Source organism: Mobiluncus holmesii ATCC 35242 (assembly GCF_000185445.1).
Lineage (GTDB): Bacteria > Actinomycetota > Actinomycetes > Actinomycetales > Actinomycetaceae > Mobiluncus > Mobiluncus curtisii.
In genome coordinates, this window is sequence record NZ_GL622346.1 from 1,242,899 (window position 1) to 1,259,331 (window position 16,433).

At 57.4% G+C, this 16,433-nt stretch carries 14 protein-coding genes; 2 read left to right on the forward strand and 12 right to left on the reverse strand.

The window, feature by feature from the left end:
* Positions 1-32: 32 nt before the first annotated feature.
* Positions 33-533 carry a ribose-5-phosphate isomerase gene (locus HMPREF0576_RS05440; RefSeq protein WP_004011034.1) on the reverse strand — a complete coding sequence of 167 codons (501 nt, stop codon included), beginning with the start codon at positions 531-533 and terminating at the stop codon, positions 33-35.
* Positions 534-644: 111 nt separating this feature from the next.
* Here HMPREF0576_RS05440 and HMPREF0576_RS05445 point away from each other — a divergent pair, with 111 nt between their 5' ends.
* Positions 645-3,608, forward strand: coding sequence for a DivIVA domain-containing protein (locus tag HMPREF0576_RS05445; RefSeq protein WP_004011035.1), 2,964 nt, complete (start codon positions 645-647; stop codon positions 3,606-3,608).
* A 15-nt stretch (positions 3,609-3,623) separates the two neighbouring features.
* A complete protein-coding gene (locus HMPREF0576_RS05450; protein ID WP_004011036.1) occupies positions 3,624-4,688 on the forward strand; it encodes a superantigen-like protein SSL4 in 1,065 nt (354 codons plus the stop codon).
* A gap of 1 nt (position 4,689) precedes the next feature.
* On the opposite strand, the gene HMPREF0576_RS05455 is transcribed toward HMPREF0576_RS05450, so the two are convergent.
* The 11 genes from HMPREF0576_RS05455 to HMPREF0576_RS05505 form a co-directional block, all read right to left on the reverse strand.
* Positions 4,690-5,226, reverse strand: a complete 537-nt coding sequence (locus HMPREF0576_RS05455) for a hypothetical protein (protein WP_231294121.1) — start codon at positions 5,224-5,226, stop codon at positions 4,690-4,692.
* A gap of 65 nt (positions 5,227-5,291) precedes the next feature.
* Positions 5,292-7,172 carry a dihydroxy-acid dehydratase gene (ilvD, locus tag HMPREF0576_RS05460; protein WP_004011037.1) on the reverse strand — a complete coding sequence of 627 codons (1,881 nt, stop codon included), beginning with the start codon at positions 7,170-7,172 and terminating at the stop codon, positions 5,292-5,294.
* Between the two features lie 204 nt (positions 7,173-7,376).
* On the reverse strand, positions 7,377-8,378 hold the full coding sequence (era, locus tag HMPREF0576_RS05465; protein ID WP_004007260.1) for a GTPase Era: 1,002 nt from the start codon (positions 8,376-8,378) through the stop codon (positions 7,377-7,379).
* A gap of 40 nt (positions 8,379-8,418) precedes the next feature.
* A complete protein-coding gene (locus tag HMPREF0576_RS05470) occupies positions 8,419-9,699 on the reverse strand; it encodes a hemolysin family protein (RefSeq protein WP_004011038.1) in 1,281 nt (426 codons plus the stop codon).
* Between the two features lie 8 nt (positions 9,700-9,707).
* A complete protein-coding gene (gene ybeY / locus HMPREF0576_RS05475; protein WP_004007262.1) occupies positions 9,708-10,160 on the reverse strand; it encodes an rRNA maturation RNase YbeY in 453 nt (150 codons plus the stop codon).
* A 2-nt stretch (positions 10,161-10,162) separates the two neighbouring features.
* Positions 10,163-11,173, reverse strand: coding sequence for a PhoH family protein (locus HMPREF0576_RS05480; protein ID WP_004011039.1), 1,011 nt, complete (start codon positions 11,171-11,173; stop codon positions 10,163-10,165).
* A 2-nt stretch (positions 11,174-11,175) separates the two neighbouring features.
* Complete coding sequence (locus HMPREF0576_RS05485; RefSeq protein ID WP_004011040.1) at positions 11,176-12,078, reverse strand: RsmE family RNA methyltransferase; 903 nt, start codon at positions 12,076-12,078, stop codon at positions 11,176-11,178.
* Entirely contained in the window at positions 12,075-13,196 is a 1,122-nt protein-coding gene (dnaJ, locus tag HMPREF0576_RS05490) for a molecular chaperone DnaJ (RefSeq protein ID WP_004007265.1), read from the reverse strand. Before dnaJ ends, HMPREF0576_RS05485 begins: the two co-directional genes overlap by 4 nt.
* A 68-nt stretch (positions 13,197-13,264) precedes the next feature.
* Positions 13,265-14,344, reverse strand: coding sequence for a heat-inducible transcriptional repressor HrcA (hrcA, locus tag HMPREF0576_RS05495; protein ID WP_004007266.1), 1,080 nt, complete (start codon positions 14,342-14,344; stop codon positions 13,265-13,267).
* A gap of 128 nt (positions 14,345-14,472) precedes the next feature.
* The gene (locus tag HMPREF0576_RS05500; protein WP_004011041.1) at positions 14,473-15,612 is read right to left on the reverse strand and encodes a hypothetical protein; all 1,140 of its coding nucleotides are present in this window, start codon (positions 15,610-15,612) and stop codon (positions 14,473-14,475) included.
* Positions 15,609-16,379, reverse strand: a complete 771-nt coding sequence (locus tag HMPREF0576_RS05505; RefSeq protein WP_236585834.1) for a hypothetical protein — start codon at positions 16,377-16,379, stop codon at positions 15,609-15,611. Before HMPREF0576_RS05505 ends, HMPREF0576_RS05500 begins: the two co-directional genes overlap by 4 nt.
* Positions 16,380-16,433 lie beyond the last annotated feature (54 nt).

The following is a 16,433-nucleotide window of genomic DNA, read 5'->3' on the forward strand; positions in this document are numbered from 1 at the left end:
GAACCCGGAACTAGCGCCGTGGTAGTGCCGAATTAGCGCTGGTTATCGTAATCGCTGAGCTGACCGATGCGCCGAGAGTGGCGTTCTTCATTGGAAAAGTCCGTAGTCAGGAACACTTCCACGAAGCGTTCGCAGTCCTCAATCGAATGTTGGCGGGCACCCAAGGAAATCACGTTGGCATTGTTATGCTGGCGGGCAAGACTCGCGATTTCTTCGTTCCACACCAGCGCCGCGCGGATACCTTTTACCTTGTTAGCAGCGATTTGTTCACCGTTGCCCGAACCGCCCAACACGATGCCCAAAGAGCCTTCATCAGCTATCACGCCTTGGGCACAAGCAATGCAGAAGCCTGGGTAGTCGTCATCAGGGTCGTAGGCGGCAGGTCCGTGGTCAACAACTTCATAGCCGCGTTCCCGCAGCCAAGTAACCAGATGCTGTTTCAACTCGAATCCGGCGTGGTCGGTACCAATGTGTACGCGCATGACTTTTCCTTTCGTGTCGAATCTGGCCCGCCTGGGCACAGCCAAGAACATTTATATCCTAGCGAGAATCTTTGGAGGTCACCTAAAACAGCTCAAATCACTGCCAACCCCCCTAATCGCCAAAGATTTCCCGCAATTCCGGGTAAAATCGTCCCTTGAAGTGTGTATGCGCAAAATCCGGCTCTGTTTGGAAAGCAGCCGGCTACGCTGCTGACAGTGAAGAATGGAAAGGACCGGCACATGAGCGAGGCTGCCCCGCAATTGCTGACCAGTGAAGATATTTTTTCTGCCCAGTTCCCTGCAACAAAATTTCGTGATGGGTACGACCAGAATCAGATTGACGACTACCTTGATGAAGTAGTGCGTGTCCTTTCGTACTATGAAGCGTTAAATGCTTCCCCGGAAGCCGAGGTGGATTTGGCTTATATCACGGTCCGCGGTCGAGACGTGCGCGAGGTCGATTTCGACTACACCCGGATGCGCGTGGGATACGACCAAGATGCCGTGGACGACTACTTGGACCAGGTAGCAGCTACTTTGGAGGCTTACGAAAAACTCTACGGCATCCCCCCTTCAGACCAGCGTTACCAGGTGCTACAGGTGGATGGAGCAGCATTAGAAGCGGAAGCCGCCGAACAAGCCGCTGCCTCTGGCGAACTACCCAGCAGCAGTGCGCCTAACGAAGATGCAGCTGTGACTCCTATTGAGATTGCGGCTGAAACTCCCCCGAGCCAACCCGCGGAGCAAACCGTTGCTAGCGCAGCCCCGCTCCCCGTGACCCCCGCTGCAACTCCGAGTGAGGACTTGGGGGTAAGTTCCTCTATCCTGGGTACTCCCACCGGGTCGATTCCGGTGACGCAGCCGGTTCCTTTCGAGCAGGCAGTGCTCACTAATCACGAGGACGGGTCGCCGGCTGGTCATGAATTTGACGCCACCAGCACGGCGAGTTCTCCCCTGTTTCCTCCCCTCAACGCGGCGATGTCACCCCAGTCGCAAATGCCCGAGACTGGTACAAATGCGTCCCCGGTCGAAAGCATCCCCGAACAGAATTTCGCCAGTGCCGCCCTGCCCGAAACGGAGACTCCGATAGCACCATCTATCGCAGCCAGCGGAGAAACCGCTCCGGCAGTTCCCCTCCCTGAGCCTGACGATGAATGGGGTGAAGTTCCGCAGTATCCTGTAGACGCGCCGGAGCCACAGACCCCGGACGCAACCGCTGCGCAAACCTATTCTGAGCCCGGATACGACCCTTACCAGCCCTACGAATATGACGCTTACGACCAACCGATGAGCACGGCTCCCGCTGAACATCAGGGCAGTTCCGAGCCATATCCGGAGGCTCCTGCCGAAGCTGGATACCCCTCGCCCTATGGCGCGGCAACACCGGAGGGCTACGACTACCCGCCACAGGCGGAGGGAGAAAACCAGGCGTTCATTCCCGAAGATACCACGATGGTGATACCGGTCACTCCCGCTGCACCGGTTGATACTGCACCCCCTACCGAGGTCCCGTCTGAGTATGCGCAAGACTATGAACCGGGAGAATACCCGGAAGGAGACGAATCATCCTCGGAGGAGACCCCTGATTACGACTCGACCTTTGCTGTGGATCAAGAAGAACCCTACGACCTAGAAGAATCTCTGGACGATGATTATCCCGAGGAAATCACGCTGGACGATGCCCCTGATTTACCGGTAGAAACGACCGACGTTCAGGCTGATTCCACCGCTTTGCAAGAGGATTTTTACGCTCCTGCTACCCCGGAAGAAACGCCGGTCGCCCCCGTCGCGGCGGAACCTGCCGAATATTATGCCCCAGAATCTGTACCCGAGTCGATGTCTCAACCCTATGTTGAACAGCCGCAACCCCCTTATGCGGCCCCGGAGTCACCCACGATTGACCCGTTAACTTATGCGACCCCGGAACAGCCTGACGCCACGGACTCGTGGCAGACACCAAATCCCTACCAGGCAGAGGGCTTAGCCCCGAGTGAGTGGGATGGGACCCCACAACCGACGGCTTACGAGCAGCTCGATGAGCAACCCAGCGTGCAACCCGACTTGCAGCCTACCGACCAGTACGGCGTCCCGGACTTTTCGGCAAATGAACCAGCCTATGCCACTGCCACTCCGGAAATGCCGGAGGAACTCGCGATGGAACAGCCTGAGCCGACGAGCGAAACTCTCGATGCCCCGACAGAACTGTCTGAGCCAGTTGAAGCTGCCGAACCCGCCGAGCCTAGCTTTTCGACTTTCCAAATGCCCCAGCTCGAAGCCGTGGAACTGGGCAAGGACGAAGTCGCGCCCGCGGAAGTTAACGATGCAGAGTTCGCCCCCGCTGATTACAGCACTCCGTCAGAAACTCCGAAAGCCCCACTGACCGACGTGGTGGCTCCTCCGCTGCCGACCCCCGGAGTGGGGCTGGATTTGGGTCAGATTCGCGAAAAACTTGCCCCTGAACAGGCAGATTCCTCGGCGGAATCGGAACAAAAGCTGGCTGATGTGCCGGGTGTGTTGATGACTCCCACCCGCAGCGCTACGGACTTGCCGCCTACCGAGTCGCCTACCGAGTCACCCGCCGCGGGAGCACTGACCGAACCGGAACCGACCGGGACTGTCACGGAACATCTTTCGGCGACGCGGCTAGAGGAACTGGCAGCGCAGAATGCTGCGTCGGTCCCTGAAACCGCAGCGGACATCCCCATGATTGATACCCAATCTGAGGATAATGAATCTACAAAGGGTCAACCGACACCGATTTTCCCTGAGGATTCCAACCCGCGCCCCATGCTGCAAGGCGAGGAGCCTCTGGCGGAAGTCGATCCGGACGGACGTTTCATCCCGCACTTCTTGGCTGGGTACCGCTCGAATTTGGACACATTCACTTCTGTGTATGGCTCCCTCGACGAGAGCGGTTCGCGGGTAAAACCGGCTTCTATTGCGAAACTCGAAGCCCAACAGCACCGTAAATCGATTACCACGGGATACCTGGTAACAGTAGCCACGTCGCGCCCCCTAGGCGCGGATGATCAGGTCTTTGTGCGTCTCCCGGATGGACGCGAAGTCCCTGTAACCTCAGCTTCTTCGGACTTTGACGGTGTGCATTTGACCATTCCAAAAATTTGAGAGTTTGTCTATCTGATGTCTTACACCCCGAAACATTACAATCCCTATTACGATGCCGCCAGCGAGCAGCGGCGCCGAGTCCGGCGTGGCTTAGTGGCACTAGGGATAACCCTGCTGACCGGGGGTCTGGTAACGGGCGCGGTAGCCGTGACCGTTACTCAGCTGGCTCGTCAGCCTCAGGTGAGCGCGTCGCCCAGCCCTTCCCTCACCTCGCAACGCCCAGAGGATTCTGCGGGTTCAGACACTAATTCAGCGGCAACTAATCCGCACAGTTCCGCTTCGCCTTCCACTCAAGATGCAAGCCCGAGCGATTCTCCCGCCCCCCAGTCTCCCGGTGGCGCCCAAGTCCAGGGCTGTGATGGCACGGTGCTGACGTCTCCCGCCGCCGGGCGACTCAGCAGCCAAGATTTGCGCGCGACATTCGAAAAAGTCGGTCGAGACACGGGCGCGACAATTTCTGTGGCTTGGTTTGACCCGACCAGCTCCAAGATTGAAACTGCCGGATCTGCACAAGCGTGGGTGGCATGGTCGACCTCGAAAGTTCCAGTTTCCGTGGCAGTCTCTCAGGCGGGGAAGGCGAGGGCTATGGCTGGCTCCATGTCAGCATCTTTGCGTCACTCGGATAATGGTGCCGCCGAGGCGCTGTGGCAATCTTTGGGCGCAAACGATGCCGCTCGGGCTCAGGTCACCACGCAAGTTTTACGTCAAACCGGGGATAACTCGACCACGGTTCCTTCCACACGGCTACGTTCCGGGTTCACAGTTTTTGGGCAAACTCCCTGGACCACCGCATCCCAAGTTGGTTTCATGATGAAACTGCCCTGTTTAGCAGGTTCAGGTCCAGTTGTGTCCAATATGGGGCAAGTCAGTGGCGACCAGCGCTGGGGAATGGGTCGGCTACCCGGCGCGACCTTCAAAGGCGGTTGGGGACCGGGCGTCAGCGGAGGCTACCTGGTTCGCCAAATGGGATGGTACCAAAACAGTGAAGGCAAGCGGGTACCCCTGGCTATCGCCGCCCAAGCCGGCTCTTTTGAGGGCGGTATCGGCGTGTTGAACAAGCTCGTCGCTGCCGTAGGCTGAGCTACTGTTGGATATAAACCACCGCGTTCTTGCCGCCGGTGCAAACCACCACGCTGGCCTGGGAAAGCTGGCAGTTCATTTTGTATTCTACGTTGGTGACTGGGCTGTACGCATAGACGGCTCCCGTACCACTTGACCGGTAGGCGTCCGCCACATTTTGCGCGAAATCGCAGCTGGTCACGTTGTTAACCGCGACAGTTGAGCCACACGTGGCAGTAGCGCCGCTGGGCGGCCAAGGAATCTGCCCCCCGCTCACATATTGGGTTTGGGTGGGTTGCTGCTGCACGGTTACGGTCGGCGCCGGGCTAACGGTAACAGTAGACGTTGGTTGGCTCTGTGGCTGTGCCGCATTAGTTTCAGCTCCAGACTTGTTGTGTCCGCCCAGAATTAGCACGACGAGGAATACTGCCAACGCCACGATGATAATTCCCAAACCGGCGGCAATACCGATTAAGACGGGGTTCGTTGAGGATTTTTGTGGCGTCGGGTACGCCATCGGCTGTTGAACGGGATATTGAGGAGGATTAGGGTACGTCATTGCTTTTCTCCTTAGGTATATCTCAGGAAAAATCGTACCACCTGAGTCCTCGCGAAATTACCCTTTTACATACCGAGCCGAGCCAGCAATCCTTTCACGTCACGAGCTGCGCCTTTATCGGCAGAGAGGGCGGTGGCTCCATAGAGCTTGAGAGCATCGGAGACTTTCCGGTCCCGGTGAGGTTGCCACGGGTGCGGGCTCGCCTCCATCGCTGCGCGACGTCGCGCGATTTCTTCGTCCGGCACATCCAGGGTCAGTTCCTCGCGGTTTACATCGATGATGATTTTGTCCCCGTCCTCAATCAGCCCAATCAGCCCGCCCGCGGCTGCTTCGGGGGAAATGTGACCAATGGAAATCCCGGAAGTGCCACCGGAAAATCGACCGTCGGTAATGAGCGCGCAGGTTTTACCCAATCCCCGACCTTTCAAGAAAGACGTAGGATAGAGCATTTCTTGCATTCCCGGACCACCCGCGGGACCTTCGTATCGAATCACGACCACATCTCCGGCCTGCACGGTCTTGTCGAGGATTTTTTCTACCGCTTCTTCCTGAGATTCCATCACGATGGCGCGACCTTCGAAGTGGAACAGCTCTGGGTCGATACCTGCAGCTTTCACGATAGCACCGTCTGGAGCGAGGTTTCCGCGCAGCACGGTCAGCCCGCCTTTCGCCACGTAGGCGTGCGCCACGTCGCGGATACAGCCCGTAGCCGCATCCGTGTCCAACGTGTCAAAGCGCGCGGTGGCAGAAAACGCGTGGATAGTGCGCTGGTTACCAGGTGCGGCGTGGAACAATTCGAGGGCTTCCGCGCTGGGTGTGCCACCGCGCACGTCCCAGTCTGCCAACCAGGTGGCAAGGTCTGGATAGCACACGGAGTGCACATTGTGTTGCAAGAGACCGGCGCGGTCGAGTTCGCCCAGTAGCGCTGGTACCCCGCCTGCCCGGTGGACGTCCTCCATGTGATAGTCGTTGTGATTAGGGGCAATCTTTGCCAAGGTCGGTACCGTGCGTCCAATCTGGGCAATGTCTGCCAGAGTGAAGTCTAGTTCGGCTGCCTGGGCAGCTGCCAGCAGGTGCAGCACCGTGTTGGAGGAGCCGCCCATCGCCATATCCAGGCTCATCGCGTTGGCGAACGCCTCCTTAGTCGCAATGGAGCGGGGCAGCACGGAGTCGTCCTCGTCTTCGTAATAGCGCTTCGCGAGTTGCACCACGAGTTGTCCGGCGCGGGCAAAGAGTCCCCGGCGCGCCACGTGGGTCGCGAGGGTGGAGCCGTTGCCCGGCTGCGCTAAGCCCAGCGCCTCGGTCAGGCAGTTCATCGAGTTTGCGGTAAACATTCCTGAGCAAGATCCGCAGGTCGGACACGATATTTCTTCCACCCGGTGCAGTTCCGCATCGTCGATGTCGTCATTCGCGGTAGCGTTCATCACGGTAATTAGGCTCCCCCGACCTCCTCGTGACGGTCCGACGATGTCTTCTGCCGGGACACCCTTGCCGGCTTCCATCGGACCACCCGAGACGAACACGGTGGGAATATTGAGTTTTAACGCCGCATTGAGCATTCCGGGGGTGATTTTATCGCAGTTAGAGATGCACACCAGGGCATCCGCGGTGTGCGCACGCACCATGTATTCCACTGAGTCAGTGATGATTTCGCGACTGGGCAAGGAATAAAGCATCCCCCCGTGACCCATCGCAATCCCGTCATCTATGGCGATGGTGTTGAATTCGCGCGGCACGCCACCAGCTTGGCGCACCGCTTCAGCTACGACCTTCGCAACCTCGCGCAGGTGAATGTGACCGGGCACAAACTCAGTAAAGGAGTTCGCAATCGCGACAATCGGCTTGCCAAAATCGTCATCTTTCATGCCGGTAGCGCGCCACAGGGAGCGAGCGCCTGCCATGTTCCGCCCGGTAGTAGACGTTGCGCTGTTGAGTTTGCGAGTCATGGTGTCTCCTTAACGAGTTGCTTTAATACTCGGAGTTATTTTAATTATCCGTCGCGTATTCGGCGAAACCAGAGGGGTCTTTGCCCACATAGTGAGCACAATGTGGCAGAAATAATTATACGGATTCAGGTATAGCCGTGCTGCAAGGGTACGGAAAATCAGCTCCGCCCCTGATAAAATCTCACGTAGCAGCGCGATAGGACGTTAGAAACCCAGACGGTTTAACATTTTAGGATTGCGCTGCCATTCTTTAGCGGTCCGCACATGCAAATCTAAATACACGTGATGTCCCACCAAGGATTCAATTTGCGGACGAGCCTTAGTACCGATTTCTTTGAGCCGCGCACCCTTACGTCCGATGACGATGGCTTTTTGGCTGTCACGCTCCACAAACAGATTGACGTGAATCTTCCAGAATTCCCCATCCCCGGAGCGTCCGGGTTGCTTGATAATCTCCTCCACCTGCACCGCGAGAGAGTGAGGCAGTTCCTGGCTCAGGCTTTCCAACGCAGCTTCTCGAATCAGCTCGGAAATCATCGCGGTGTCGTCCTCATCGGTGACCTGGTCTCGGGGATACAGTGGCGGTGACAAGGGCAGGCGCTGCCCCAGCAAGTCAATCAGCGTTTGCACCTGGGTACCTTGGTGGGCTGAAATGGGCACGATTTCGGCGAAGTCGTGCAATTGTGAAACTGCCAATAGTTGTTCGGCAATCTGTTCTCGGGAGGCGGCGTCGGTTTTGGTGACGACAGCAATAGCGGGAAAATGCGCAGTTTTCAGTTGGGTTTCCACAATGCGCCGGTCGCCCGGACCGATAGGCTGGTCTGCAGGAACGCAAAAGACCGCGACATCGACTTCCGAAAAAGCGTCGTCCACCATGTCGTTCAGACGCTGTCCCAGCAGGGTGCGAGGTCGGTGAATGCCGGGGGTATCAACCAAAATCAGCTGAAAATCCGGGCGATGCACAATTCCGCGCGCCACTCGCCGCGTCGTCTCCGGACGGTCGGAAGTGATGGCAATCTTGCGCCCCACCATCGCGTTAATCAAAGTGGACTTGCCCACATTGGGTCGCCCAATCACCGCGGCGAAACCAGCACGGAAATCCTCGGGCCAATCTCGAGTGAAGAGACCCGAAGCTGCCAAATCAGATGTATCGTTGTCTCCCATGGTATCCATGGCATCCAAATCCGGGAAATTTATCTGATTCATGGTTTAAATCCTCTTGCCTTTCAAACTTTGGTTTTGGTAGCTATTCTTCATCCGGCGCTGGAGGGACGAGCCGAACGGAGATAGCTGAGACCTGGCGGCGGCGCCCTTCTGCCTCGACCGCACACAGTTCCAATCCCTCAACAGTGGCACTCGCCCCCACCAGTGGCACCACTCCGACGGCTTTGGTCAGCAGACCGCCCACGGTATCCACGTCTTCATCGTCAATCTCGGTGCCCAGCAAATCGTTGAGGTCGACCAGAGGCAGCCGCGCCGGGACAATCCAACTGCCGTCGGGCTGCAATTCGGGCTCCTTCTCTGCGTGGTCATGCTCGTCCGAGACTTCTCCAATGACTTCCTCGACCAGGTCTTCCAAAGTGACCAGACCCGCGATGAGACCATACTCATCCACCAGCACCGCCATGTGATAGCTGTTCTGCTGCATGTCGCGCAGGGTGTCATCCACCAGGTTCATCTCGGGAATGAACTTGGCTTCGCGCATAGCTTGTTCCGCGGTCATCTGTCGCGCCGCCGAATCTGAGTTGACGCGACGCAATACATCTTTTAGGTATAGGATTCCGCGGATGTCATCCGCGTCTTCGCCAATGACCGGCACTCGTGAATAGCTGGAACGCACAAACAACGTCAAAGCCTTGTCCAGGGTCTTTTCCGATTCAATCGTAACCATGTCTACTCGCGGTACCATGACTTCGCGCACCAAAGTGCGCCCCATCTCGAAAACAGACCAAATCATCTCTCGGTCAGCATCCTCGATGGTGTCAGGCTCTCCCATTTGATCCACCATTTCGCGCAGGTCTTCGGCGACTTCATCGCGAGCTTCCTGGTCGGTCTGGCTGGAGGGACCCCGCGCGATACTCAATAGCATCCCGAAGGGTTTCCCTGCATTCCATGCCGTCACCAGGAACGGCGCCAGGTAACGCACTGTCACGTTCGGATAGCGCCGCCCCAACCGATTCCAGGGCAGAGTCATCACCACCAGCAATAATGTCCCCACACCGACGACCAGAATCGCCACCAGCCACCAGCTAAGAGGCAGCTGTGACCCCAGCAACGCTCCGCATCCCACCGCCGCGGTCGTCACGAAAGCACGGCAAGCCCGCAAGGATGAGAGCACTACCCGGCGATTCTCCGCCAGCAGCTCTATTTCCCTAGAGTGCTTCGCGCCTTCTTCAGCCAAATCTTCCGCCGAGGCGATGCTGAGCCGCGACACGGCACCTCCTCCCAAGCTCAGTGGCATCGCCAGCCCGAAAGACACTGCCGCGATGAGGGTGAGCACCACCCCAGCTATGTAGGAAAACTGCATGAGTGCCCCTACCGATTCGCCAGAAAGTTCAACAGCAGCTTGCGTTGCAGGGTAAACATGGTTTTTTCTTCTTCCGGCTCGGCGTGATCGAATCCCAACAGGTGCAGCAATCCGTGAACCGTCAACAGCAACATTTCTTCAATAGGAGCGTGCCCGGCGTCACGGGCCTGTTCCGCGGCGACGTCAGGGCACAGCACAATGTCCCCCAGCACCCCGGCGGCACTGGGCACCCCCTCGCGCCCCGGTGTCAGTTCATCCATCGGAAAGCTCAACACATCGGTGGGACCGGGCAAATCCATCCACTTGACGTGCAGGTCAGTCATAGTCTTAATATCTACAAACATAATGTTGACCTCAGCGGCAGGAGACACATAGAGCTGTTCCAGGCAATACGACACCAGGTCTACGAACTCACTCATCTCCAGTTCCCACGCGGTTTCGTTATTGATTTCCACACTCATGGTTATTTCCTTCCCAAGCCCTGTGGGCTGCGCAATACGGTTTGGCTTTCGTAGGTGTCATAAGCGTTGATGATTTCCCCGACCAGCGAGTGACGCACCACGTCGGCTGCACTGAGGTAGCTAAACGTAATGTCAGGAACATCGCTGAGGATTTCGCTGACCTGTTTTAGACCGGAGGGCTGACGAGACGGCAGGTCTATCTGAGTAATGTCCCCGGTCACGACCATCTTGGAGCCGAAGCCCAGGCGGGTCAGGAACATCTTCATCTGTTCACTGGTCGTGTTTTGAGCTTCGTCAAGGATGATGAAACTGCCGTTCAAGGTGCGTCCGCGCATATACGCCAGGGCAGCGACTTCGATGGTGCCGTCGCTCATCATGCGACTAATGGTGCCCGTATCGAGCATTTCGCGCAGAGCATCATAGAGCGGGCGCAGGTAAGGATCGATTTTGTCAGTCAAGGTGCCGGGCAGGAACCCCAGGGTTTCCCCTGCCTCCACAGCCGGGCGGGTTAATATGAGTCGGGTAACTTCCCCTTCCAGCAGCGCTTTTACGGCGCGAGCCATTGCGAGGTAGGTTTTTCCTGTCCCTGCCGGTCCGATACCAAAAGTGATGGTGTGGGAGTTAATGTCGTTGACGTAGCGGGCTTGACCCTCCGTTTGCGGACGAATGACTTTTTCTCGGCTGACGAAAACCGCTCGGTACCGGGCGTCTGCAGCCCGTGCGGGCAGCTCCGAAAGTGCCGGAGCGAGCCGAGCGCGTTGATTAGTTTGCAAACCATAATCCGGTATAATTCGTTTTATCTTGTTAGTCTTAGTGAACTGTGTCTGCACAGTCCGCACCGCCAGTTCCAGGTCCACGTCCGGACCTTGAATAAAAATCTCATTCCCGGCAACCCAAAAGTTAACCATGGGAAACTCTTCTTCCCATTTGTACAGGTTGGCATCATTCACCCCGAGGACTTGAATCATCGGGATTTCCTCCGGAACTTCAACCGTGACTCGTTTCTGGACCATAGTCACCTACTCTCTGGCGGCATGCCCCGCCAAGATCCCAGCTGGGATTGAATAACCGCCAGCGCCGCAGGTCCGGCGGAAGAACAGCGCAAAACAGTCGGTCCCAGCAGTGCTGGACGCGCCCCCGCTGCGGTGAAAGCCGTCAACTCCGGAGCGGTAATACCACCTTCTGGTCCCACAATGACCGCAATGTCCTCCGGGGTCTGACCTGCCCGTGCCAGAGGAATCAGCATTTGCGCCAGGTGCTCCGTGGCGACCTCGTGTAGGACGAACACTGCGGTCCCGCCCTGCACCATCGCCTCGACTTCAGAAAAAATCGTGTTCGCAGCCGGTTTCACCGACTGAGTTTCTGCCCCCTGAGGTTCCGGCACAATGTCCCCGCCGCTTTCCAGGTACTCTGACACTTCTGCCAGCCTCGCCTGACGTGATTGTTTCATAGCAGAAACCGCCAGATTACGCCACTTTTCCCGACCTTTGGCACGCTTCGCGACGGTATCCCAGCGTGAAACCGAGCGCGTAGCCCCCCAGGGGATGACTCGCCACGCACCCATCTCCACTGCGGATTCCAGCGCCTGTAAATCGCGTTTTTCCTTGGCTAATGCCTGAATCAGGGTGAGACGCAAGGGCGGCACGGGGTCTGCCACCGCATCCGCAAGCAGACGCAACCGCAACCTCGAATTCTGAGCCGCAACGACTTCTGCCCCAGCGCGCCAGCCCAACCCGTCGACCACATCGACGACCTCACCCAACCGCAGTCGCTTGACCGTAGCATGATGAGCCTCCGCGCCAACTATAGAAATTTCCTCCCCCTTGCGATAACCGCGCAAACCCGCAAATTCAGTGGCTGGTGATGTGCCCGCTTCCCCCGCGCTATCACCCGAAAACCAGAACGTTTGCCGGGTCATTTCCGACCCTTCCGGTGCACTCCGCCAGTGTTCCCGGAGGAGCTGTCGGCAGGAATCGGGGATTCCTCGCCACGCAACCGCGCCAGTTCGCTGAGCAGCTCACGCTGACGTTCATCCAGCCCGGTGGGGACCTCGATATTGAGGTGCACATACAAATCACCGCGACCTTGGCGGTGCAGCCTACCGACCCCCAAGCCTTTCATAATGATGACTGACTCGGGCTGAGAACCAGCCTCGACAGTGATTTTCTTGGTCCCGTCCAGGGTCTCCAGGGAAAATTCCATGCCCAGTGCTGCTGCAGTCATGGGAATTCGTAAGGAAGTGTGCAGGTCGTCGCCACGGCGCTGCAGGACTTCGTGCGGCAGCTCGTGAATTTCCACGTACAAGTCGCCTGACGCACCCCCGGCAGGTCCCGCTTCGCCTTCACCAGAGAGACGAATCCGCGTGCCGTTTTCCACCCCGGTTGGAATTTCCACCTTAATGTTGCGCGTGGCGCGCACCCGTCCTTCCCCGGAGCAATCCGCACAAGGGCGTTCGATGATGGTGCCGTGACCTTTACAGGTTCCGCACGGGGCGGTAGTCATTACCTGCCCCAGGAAAGACCGCGCCATACGTTGCACAGAACCGGTCCCGCCACAGGTAGAACAGGTTTTAGGGCGGGTTCCCGTCGCGCAGCAGCTACCTTTGCAAGTCTTACATTTCACAAAGGTATTAATCTTAATTTCCCGCTCGGTGCCAAACGTGACGTCTTTCAGCTCCACGTCAATCGTGGTCAGGATGTCTTGCCCGCGCCCCCCGCGCGGTGTAGGTCCACTGGTGGACGAAGCGGCACTAAAGAACTCATTGAGGATGTCCGCAAATCCAAATCCGGCAGCGTTGGCTCCATTGAATCCACTGAATCCGCCCCCACCGAACCCGGAACCACCCAGGTCATATTGCTGGCGTTTCTCTGGGTTGCCCAACACATCGTAGGCAGCACTGACTTCTTTGAATTCTTCCTCGTGTTCAGGACCAGCCACGTCAGGGTGCAGTTTACGCGCTAGTTTGCGGTAGGCACTCTTAATTTCGTCCTGTGTAGCGTTACGGCTCACGCCGAGGGTTTCATAGTAGTCGCTCAAAGTTTTTCTTTCCTGCTTGTCTCTGTTTTCGTCCGCTTCTCTCGGTTACTGGTCCGGATAGCTTTGGTTTACTGGTTTAAGATTCGTGACAGATACCTAGCTACTGCCCGTACCGAACTCATCGAGCTAGGATAGTCCATGCGAGTGGGTCCAATCACCCCCACGTGGGCTTGACCGGCTCCTGCTGGAGCGTAGCTGGAAGACACGATGGCGGTATCTTTCAACACCTCGTGACCAGATTCCTCACCGATAATCACGCTCACTGGCTCGGCTTCGCGCATCTCGCCGAACAGTTTCAACAGCACGACCTGTTCTTCCAGGGCTTCAACCAAAGCGGTCAGGGTTTCGTTAAACGCACCTGAGCGCGACAGGTTCGCCATTCCTGCCATCACGATTCGCGTCTCTACCGCACCTTGCTCCAAGGCCGCCGCGATGTTTTGTGCCAAAATAGTAGCATTTTCTCGCAGGGCTTGATTGCCCACAGTAGCCAGCCATTCTTGCAAAGCAGCCTGTTGGGCAGGAATATCCGACTGTGCAAACACGGAGGTGAGCGGAGTGCCGATAGAACTGAGGTCTGCCTCGCTAACCTCGTGAGGAAGGTTCACCAGAATCTGATCCACCCGTCCCGTTTCGGAAATAATAATCGCCAATACTTTGCAGTCCGGTCCCGCCCCCAAACGCACCAGCTCCAAATGGCGCAGCCCGGAAGGATTGAACGCCGGAAACTCCACTACTGCCGTCTGGTGCGTCATCTGCGCCAAGAGGCGCACCGTACGCTCCATCACGTCCTCCAGTCCCACCGCGGAAGTAAAGAATTCGGTGATGGCTTTTCTCTCGGGTGCGGAAAGTGGTTTGATGGCCTCGATTTGATCCACAAAGTAGCGGTAGCCCTTGTCGGTGGGGATACGACCGGCAGAAGTGTGGGGCTGGCGAATCAGACCTTCTTCCTCCAGCTGCGCCATGTCGTTGCGGATAGTCGCGGCGGAAACTCCCAGTGAGTGCCGTTCTACCAGAGACTTCGAACCGACCGGTTCTTGGGTTTCAACGTAGTCAGAAACGATGGCTCGCAGCACTCCCAGACGCCGATCCGCCGCCTTGTCTGCCATCGTTCCTCCTGTTTCTCTCTGAGCTTGCCAGACAGTCGCCATGCTGACTCACGAGCCTTAGCACTCACAACCTCCGATTGCTAATCTTACCCCGCTTTGGCGCAAAACTCCCATCCCAGACCCCTGCCAACCGACCAAGCCCAGACTTTCCTGTGCCCGGTCCGACCTCACTAGTGCAAAGGAGAGACAGTCAACGGCCACGGCGATGTCCGCGGAGGCAGAACTCGTGCGAAAATGCCGCCGATGACGGCAGCGACAGCGAGCATAGTCAGCAATATACCGGACACGGAGGTCGCTACGGAGGTGGCGTTAACCCCTGCTGTTAGGAACGGACCCAGCAGCGTTACCGTCATGACTGCACCAGCTTCAGAGCCGAGGACTTCACCCAGCAGCAAAGACAACACTGCCGCCCCCAACAGTAGCCAGATGATAGCAGAGCCGCTGGAGACAGCTTCGGCAGGGATGACGCCCGCGGTGTTAATGAGCTGAGCCATCCACAGGGCAGAAGCGGCGGTAGATGCCACGTAAGCGACATTCAAGACCGCCTGCAAGCCGGCATCTGCCAACCACTTATATCCACTGGTAGACAGCGCCATAACCATGACTACCACCCACACGATTCCCCCCAAATCTGCCAAACCAATCGGCGTGGAGAGAGTCAAAACGATGGAAATGAGAACCAGAAGGAAGGGAGACAACAGGATGAGGGCAGCGTGAGTCTTTGACGAACTGCGATGAACGGTGCCTTCCGCCGTCACTTCCGCGGTAGCTTTGGCAGTTTGTTTCCAAGATTCCCCGTCCGCGGAACGCATTTTTTTCATGGTCATTTGGCTGACCTGTGGCGCAGAGAGAATCGCGACCAGTCCCGCGAAAATCGCCAAAATTATCAGCAAAACCAGCATCAGTAACAGCAGGAAATGGTCATCGACTAACCCTGCTCCCGCTACTACCAGCAACAACGCTACGGTGGTCAGAGGCAGACCGTGAATCGAAACGGACCAGGCCTCCCGTCGCTGCCAGGTGACCTGGCGTCCCAGCAGAGTGTGCAGAGCGGACAAATACCGCTCCATCAGCCCGGATTCCACCATGATTCCGCCGATGATCATCCACAGGATGACCCCGGAAAAAGAATACAGATTAAACGCCCCCACCAGGGACCGCAGTCCCACTCCCGTTACTTGGTTACCGGTCATGAGCGCCAGATTTCCGAGCAATGCCGGCACCCCCAGGGCAAACATGATCGGTACTCGGATAGCCAGGAGCAGCACCGCTATCAGGACAGCTAAAACGACGATTACGGTTGCTGTCATTTCGCGCCGCCTTTCGCAGAGCCCGATTTGCGCGGGACGTTTCGACCCGTCGCCTGCACTCGAATGACTTTCGCTGTGTTGCTGGGCGTTTTGCCTCGCTTTGTGGGTTGAGACTTCTCGGTCTTTCCCCGGCGAGTCGCAGAAGGTCGGGGGGACGGTTTTTTGGTGGCGGGCGCCGGGGAGGGCGTGGGGTTCTCTGCTTTAAGTACCCGATATGCCCCGATAAACGAACGCAGCGTGGTGTACAGCATCCCTATTCCGCCGATAAACACCGGTATGACCAGCACCGACATCGAGACACCGAGAGACTTTATTTCTTCGCTACTGACGCTGATGGTGGTGACAAACCCTACCACCGTAGCTAACAGAGCAAATAGCACTCCCATCGCCTCCCCAATCAGATTTTGCAGGGAGGTGCGTTCTTTTGGATCCCCCAGACGCGGTAAGCCCCACACCGTAAGCGCGACGAACAAACTCAGATAGGTGACCCATACCGCCAGGACTCCGCCCCACACTTCGACGGCAAAAAGCGAGATTTTGACAGGATCCGCAGCGGAACCTAACCAGGCTTGCGGCGACGGAAGCTGAAAACCGCCCCACCCGAGGACGGCGATACGGCTCGCTCCATGAAAAATGGAGATTACTGCCAGCACCGCGGACAGTAACATCACGACGAGTCCCGTGAGACGCAGCCACAGCGAACCCGGCACAGCGGAATCTTTCGCGGCTGCGCTCGAGACTGGTACAGTTGGCTGATTTTCACTCACCTTTCGAGTCTATCCGGAAAGCCCCTATCGTTCCTAGTGTTTGAGTCTCAACCC